The sequence below is a fragment of the Bacillus sp. AFS023182 genome, assembly GCF_002560575.1.
Lineage (GTDB): Bacteria > Bacillota > Bacilli > Bacillales > Bacillaceae_G > Bacillus_A > Bacillus_A arachidis.
Genome location: NZ_NTRO01000082.1, coordinates 1 through 6431 on the forward strand (window position 1 = coordinate 1; position 6431 = coordinate 6431).

8 protein-coding genes are annotated in these 6431 nt (G+C 30.9%); all 8 read right to left on the reverse strand.

Features of this window, described 5'->3' with window-relative positions:
* Positions 1 to 716: 716 nt before the first annotated feature.
* Positions 717 to 1184, reverse strand: a complete 468-nt coding sequence (locus CN288_RS25165; RefSeq protein ID WP_098303373.1) for a DinB family protein — start codon at positions 1182 to 1184, stop codon at positions 717 to 719.
* 61 nt (positions 1185 to 1245) lie between these two features.
* A complete protein-coding gene (locus CN288_RS29900) occupies positions 1246 to 1617 on the reverse strand; it encodes a hypothetical protein (RefSeq protein ID WP_098303374.1) in 372 nt (123 codons plus the stop codon).
* Positions 1618 to 2423: 806 nt separating this feature from the next.
* Positions 2424 to 2705, reverse strand: coding sequence for a hypothetical protein (locus tag CN288_RS25175; protein ID WP_026593381.1), 282 nt, complete (start codon positions 2703 to 2705; stop codon positions 2424 to 2426).
* Between the two features lie 21 nt (positions 2706 to 2726).
* The gene (locus CN288_RS25180; protein WP_035415579.1) at positions 2727 to 3011 is read right to left on the reverse strand and encodes a DUF4176 domain-containing protein; all 285 of its coding nucleotides are present in this window, start codon (positions 3009 to 3011) and stop codon (positions 2727 to 2729) included.
* 28 nt (positions 3012 to 3039) lie between these two features.
* Positions 3040 to 3234: a hypothetical protein gene (locus CN288_RS25185; protein WP_026593383.1), complete on the reverse strand. Its 195-nt coding sequence runs from the start codon at positions 3232 to 3234 to the stop codon at positions 3040 to 3042.
* A 29-nt stretch (positions 3235 to 3263) separates the two neighbouring features.
* Positions 3264 to 4172 carry a WXG100 family type VII secretion target gene (locus tag CN288_RS25190; protein ID WP_026593384.1) on the reverse strand — a complete coding sequence of 303 codons (909 nt, stop codon included), beginning with the start codon at positions 4170 to 4172 and terminating at the stop codon, positions 3264 to 3266.
* Positions 4173 to 4719: 547 nt separating this feature from the next.
* Complete coding sequence (locus CN288_RS25195; protein ID WP_098303375.1) at positions 4720 to 5271, reverse strand: DUF3967 domain-containing protein; 552 nt, start codon at positions 5269 to 5271, stop codon at positions 4720 to 4722.
* 860 nt (positions 5272 to 6131) lie between these two features.
* Positions 6132 to 6431 (reverse strand): hypothetical protein (locus CN288_RS29315; protein WP_217994264.1); only part of this gene is annotated, 300 nt, incomplete at its 5' end.

Below are 6431 nucleotides of genomic sequence, written 5' to 3' on the forward strand. Positions count from 1 at the left end.
TAAAAGCAGTAATGTAAGTTTATTACTCCGCAATTATCTGTAAAAATTATCATACAAATGATCTGTATACCAAAGATGAATTGATGTGCAGATCATTTGTGTGAGCAAAGTCCCTTTATCATGATTAAGGGACTTTTTTAAATTTCTACATACTTGAGGTTCCGTCACATCAACATCAAGTTAAAGCACTTTTAAAACATTAAAAAGTGCTTTTTATTTATTATAAATACGAATGTAAACTTTTGAATATTAGTTTACATTCAAATCCCCTTATTTATTGAGTTCAAACCAAATCCCCTGATATCCTCAAAATACACAACGAAAGTATACATTCAAAATACTGTAAATAGAGAGATAATAGAAACTATGAACAAAAAATCTTATTATTTATCTTTAAATATAAAAAAGCATCTAAATAGATGCTTTTTTAATTCCTAACAAACTTAAAAATGGCTAAAACAGAAGCGATGACAGTAAAAATGTCTGCATCTTGCGTAGGATATTGATGAAATATTTCTTGAATTTGTTTATTCCATTCATAAAATTTCATTTCTCAAATTCCTCTCTATCATCATCTATTAGTAAATATATTAAAATTATACGAAAAAAAAATAAAGAAAATATACTCTAATTAACGTAACCTCACTTATCGGAAGCAAAAAAAGGTTAGCATTTTACCAACCTTTTTTACATAAATCCAGTTTATCAATAGTAATCTATTCAAAAAGTTGAACTTTTAAATCTTTACCATAATGACTTAACATAGTATGTAATTGTCCCCGATGATGAGAAATATGAGTTACAATTTCTAAAAGCCACTCATACCTAGTATATGTTACTCCCCAATAAGATGTGGTTTGTTCTAATAATTCCTCTTCTTTATATTTAGATATATTATTTTTTAAAAATCTAAAGTTCTCAAATAATTGTTGTTCAATATCTAGTAAAGTATAAAGCATGATACTATTATAAAACTTATCCATTTCTTCTCTTGAAGCATTATTTAAAATTAAATAATCAGCTTTACATATAACAGAAATATGTTTTAATAACTCACCTATAGATCGTTTAGTTGCTATAGGTTGTACTTGTAAATCTTCTTCTCCCAGCTGATGTATTATACTTGATATAGATTCAACTACGATTTCTAACTGATTCAATACAGATTTTACATATGGATTCATATTCTACCTCCTAAAATATGATTTATATTTAATTTACATAATTTCCGATATAGGAAGTTAGTTATATTTTTCTACGTACGAAATAAAAAGCTAAGGAACCCATAATAAGAGGTGTAACCAAACTAGAAGAATATGGATTTTTAAGAAGAAAGAGTATACGTATATAGATAACAGCTAGTCCTATAAATACAGGAATTCCAAATCGAAACTCTCTACATTGTTTTATTTTTCTGTATAATACTTCTCCAATTAGGCAAACTACAAGATCTAGTATACTACCATAAATGGTGAGAATTATAGTGAATCCAATTATGGTAGGCCAATTCAAATCAGTCTGGTAAGAATAATTAGGATCAGAAATATATGGTATTAAGGCCCACATGATATTAAAAATAAGCAGACTTGCAGCAGAACTAATTAAAAATTTTTTCATTTGTATCTCCTGTATAATTCATAATGTTATTTCTATTATATGACAATTTCCTTTACGCAAGATAGATAAAATATAATATGTATATCATATTTATGCTCGGTTAACATAACGTCTCATTATCGGTAGCAAAGACAAAACGCCCCCTTACTCTCACAAGGGATCGCCTTTTTCTCTTTCTATGATTCTATGCATCTTTTTATACATTCCTATCCTGATGTGGGGTTTTGTGTTTCCGCTCGTACTAAATTAGCCAAAAAACTGTATAAAATCTTGCATACTCTTAGTTTGATTTTTTCTGAAATGCTGATACTTTTTTCAAATATAATATTTTATATAGTCAAACCCAACATTATATATAAATAAAAGTATACTTAAAAAACAACATATTAATAGCAAGGGAATGCTTGTATACTGATCTGTACTGCATTCCCTTATTGTATGTATGCTATATTCTTATTCGCCTTTTTCTAACAGTAGAACCACGAATCTTGGCGAAGACATTGGTCTTTGCTCTGTCCTGGCGTTCGTCCTCGCTTTTTATTCCACGATTCCCTTGACGACCACGAGCCCCAAATTCCAAAAGTCAACTTCAACGGGCAAAAAACGCCCTTCTTGAGCCCCTCTGACGAGTTTGCATGAGGGTTCCCCTCATCGTCAAAGAACTTTCGCGGCATAAACACTCAAACTCAGCAAATCACTTCCAAAATTGATACCATTTCTTTTTATAAATTTAAATATTAATGAAAATTTATAAAGAAAAGACCTTTCATTTTAATTAAAAGGTCTTTTCTTTGACTATATATGTATTAAGATTTATATTTTTTGACTGTATAAGGAATGGTCACAATATATAAATCTATAGCATAGATTGTAACCCAAATACCTTTACCTTCAGACGCTAATTTTTCATTTAATTGTGATAAATGCTCTGAAACTTTTCTTTTACCCCATTTTCTAGGAAACCAATGAAAAACCTTAGGAACATTATGTTTCTTGTTATACCATACATTCAATCTCCAAAAAATGAAAAAAAACGAGACAATCATTACAATACAAAAAATATCAAAATATGAAATTCCTAAAATCATATAATACATTCTCCATTTTCACTAAAACTCAGATAATTTATCTCTTAATTCTAATTCATCCTCTGTTTCAAAACCCTTAAATAATAAATGAACAATCTGGTTATGGTTAAAAAACACATTATATTCTTTTGATAAATTACCATGAGGATATGGACAAGCAACATAATCCCATAATTTATTATCAGCTTGTTGTTGTTTTCTTCCATAAATCATAAGAGATTGATTAATTTCTTCTACAAGAACTACAGAACCAATTGGTAATAGTTCGCTTCCAATTGGTAATTTTGGTGTATATATATTTTCCATACAAAACTCCTCCTAAATAAAATAATTACTACTTTAAAAATAAAGATGTGATTTTATAAAAAATAAAGAAAGCTAGTGGCATCACTATACCAAAAATTAGAGATAATATCATTTTCTCTTTAAAAGTAGCATCTGCTCCAAACCAAAGGGCTAATAAACTAGAAGGAACAGCAATAAAACCAAAAATGATTAAAATCTTTTTAAATACCTGCAATGAAAGCAAAAACTCTTCCTCCTTATAAATACAACATTTTAACCTTTCTCTACACCAAACTTTATTCCCAAACCAATACCAAGTCCAAGACTTAATTCATTTTTTAATCCAAATTTAGCCTCTCCACCTATACTACCATAAGCTGCTTCTCCACCAACAACTACTTTCCAATCAGTAAAAGGTAACGGTATTTTAACTTCTCCCTCAGCCTTAGCTAAGTCAGCTTTTGCACTAAAACCATAGTAACCATCCTTAGCCACAACACCAGCTTCAGCATCTCCCAGTTTAAGATGTAATTTCCCATATTCATGATCTACACCAATATCATTAAAAGTACCAGCAATCTTTGCTTCTCCACCTATGCCTCCACCAAATTGAACTTTAGCTTCACCTCTTAGCAACTGTTCATGAATCGTAAAATCTCCTGCTTTAAAACCAGCATCTACGAGTGCACCTTTAGCCTCTCCACCAATTTTATCCATAGATGTTAAATCACTAAAAAAAGCATTCACATTTTTAGGAAGTTGTATATCTGTTTCATACTTTAACACACTAGCAAAAGTACTATCATCTTTATCTGGATTTCCAACTACCGCACCAGATTCCTTAATTTTCAAATGATCAGATGAATCAGTAGTCGTCTTCATAAATTTATTGAACGATTCAGAAACAGGATCATAATTCTCATCCGTAGTTTCAAACTTCTCAGCAATACGATTTAACTCATCCTCTATATTAGTTAAAACCTTAACATAAGATTCATGACCCTTATTTAATGTAGGTAAATCATTATAAAAAGATAAACTTGAAGCACCTATCCAACGCATTTGAAGATTTAAGAGTTCGCCAAGAATTCTAGTATGTCGATCTGTAGATTCAGAAACAGCATGTTTAAAACTATTCGCTTTATTCCTTAACTCTTCTGGTTTAATTTTAATTTCAGTCACCTATATCCCCCCCTTATCTCACATCATCAATAAAAATATTTAAATTCTTCATTAATATAATTGGTTAATTCTTCAAAAAAATCAAGATAAAAATAAAATTGTGGGATTTTTAGCCTAATTCTGTATTCTTTATAATATATTATATAAATAATTTCACGTAACGTAATAATATACATCTACAATCAATCACACATAAAAATAATCAATTAAAAGGAGCCCTAAAGAGTAAGAACATATTAATATGTTCTTACTCTTTAGGGCTCCTTTTGTAATTATGTTCTATTCTTATTCGTCTTTTTCTAACATTAGAACCACGAATCTTGACGAAGACATTTGTCTTTGCTGAATTCTGTCGTCCGTCCTCACTTTTTATTCCACGGTTCCCTTGACCACGAGCCTCCGAACCCTCAAACTCCCAAAGCTAACCCCAGCGGGCAAAAACCGCCCTTTTGGGGCCACCTCTGGCGAGTTTGCATGAGGGTTCCCCTCATCGTCAAGGAACTTTCGCGGCATAAACGTCAGGACTCAGATTATAAATCTCAAAAAATCATTTTCTAAATAATCTCGCAAAAAATCCTTTTGATTCCGTAGATGCTGTTAATGATTTTGTTTCTTGTACTTCACGAATTGTTTCAAGCAACTTCTGATCCCGTTTCTCTAACTTATTATCAATATAATCTTGTTGCTTTTGTAATTGTTCAATTAACAACTTATTAAATTCTTCTTGTTTCTCACTATATTCTCTAAGTTTACTAACTTCATTTTTTAATGCTTTTAATTCTTCAGCTAAAATCTCTCCAACTTCCTTACTAGGAACAGGCTTTATACTCTCTCCACCTGTAGCAAAATAATGTTCAATTTGTTTTATTGAATAATTCTGTTCTCGATGTAATTGCTTAACTATCTTCATTTGCTCAAGAGCTTTTTCATCAAAAATATTGTAACCTGACTCATTTTTCTCTAAAGGAATATATGTCTTTAATTCTTTCATCCAATTCCTTATAACATTTGGTGATTCATCTAAATATAATGCAACTTCTTTAACAGTCATAGCTATATAACCTGGGTTTTCTCCACCTAGGTATTCACTTTTATCCATCTTTTTACCCACCTTTAAAACCTAGATAAAAACCTAAATATTTTTAATATCAAGGGTTATTTCCAAAAAATCAATCTTAGAACCTAAGTATTAAACCTAGGTTTTTACTAATTCATTCTACTAAGGTTTATATCCTTCTGTCATATGAAAATAACGAAATTTTTCATATCTCCAATTTATACTTCATTTAGCAAAGATCTTAGCTGTGCCACAAAAAGTTTTCTAATAACCTTGCAACAAACCACAATCAAAATCACATTCTTGTTTTTTTAACATAATAAAATTTAGTTAAAAAACAAGTCATTTTATAAAATTGGAAATTCTGAATCAAAAAAGAGAGAAGAGCATAAGGGGTTTTTGGGCCCAACTAGGGGTTGGGGCTAGGCAGAGCCTAGCTTAAACGTGGGTACACGAAAATTTCCAGGATGTGCACTCACGGTCGACTCAAAATTTTCTAATTACACGTATTTTTCGTTAAAAGTAGAGTCGAGGTGTACACAAAGTACCCTTCATAACAGCAAATGTGCACCTGCTGTAGACAGTATATTTTTTATAACTTGTAATCAAACATTACTTTAAAATACTAAAAGAGATTCATCTAAATTAAGTAAATACAAAATTATAATTTAGAAACAAACAAGAATAAAGCACCAGATATCATTCAGACGCCTCAAAATCCGTTTTAAAGAATGAAAATCTAAAACAATACCATTTGTCGTAAAAATAAAAATGAACGCTTAAAAAACAAAATAAATGGGTTTAAATGAAGGTTTTCGTTTGCTTTTGGGGTTGAGGCTGGTTCGTCGTGTGGGGACGAACCCCCACATATAACGTATTCTATTAATTTGGTAAGTGAAATTTTAAATCGAATGACTAGCGGTTCGGCTCGTATAATAGCAAATCCAAGCCGATGATCCCAGATAGTTGCTTTTGGATGTCTCGGCTTGGTGCCACCAAAACTCGAGCCGAAAAAAGTTCCGCAAGGATGTAGCAAAGCGAAAAGGGTGGAGATTTTCTGTAGCAAAGCGAAAGAAAATACGACCCGTTCCTTGCGGAACTTTTAGCTCCTTATATAGAGAGTGAGAAGGGACAAGCATACCAAAGTATAAAAAAACCAGTAATACCAAGGGTTTATCTAACTTTTTATACTTATCAAATTT

What these genes read in the sequence shown, in the direction of transcription:
- CN288_RS25165 (WP_098303373.1), bottom strand. Translation starts at nt 1,184, where the DNA reads ATGAATCCATATGTAAAATCTGTATTGAATCAGTTAGAAATCGTAGTT.
- CN288_RS29900 (WP_098303374.1), bottom strand. Translation starts at nt 1,617, where the DNA reads ATGAAAAAATTTTTAATTAGTTCTGCTGCAAGTCTGCTTATTTTTAAT.
- CN288_RS25175 (WP_026593381.1), bottom strand. Translation starts at nt 2,705, where the DNA reads ATGATTTTAGGAATTTCATATTTTGATATTTTTTGTATTGTAATGATT.
- CN288_RS25180 (WP_035415579.1), bottom strand. Translation starts at nt 3,011, where the DNA reads ATGGAAAATATATATACACCAAAATTACCAATTGGAAGCGAACTATTA.
- CN288_RS25195 (WP_098303375.1), bottom strand. Translation starts at nt 5,271, where the DNA reads ATGGATAAAAGTGAATACCTAGGTGGAGAAAACCCAGGTTATATAGCT.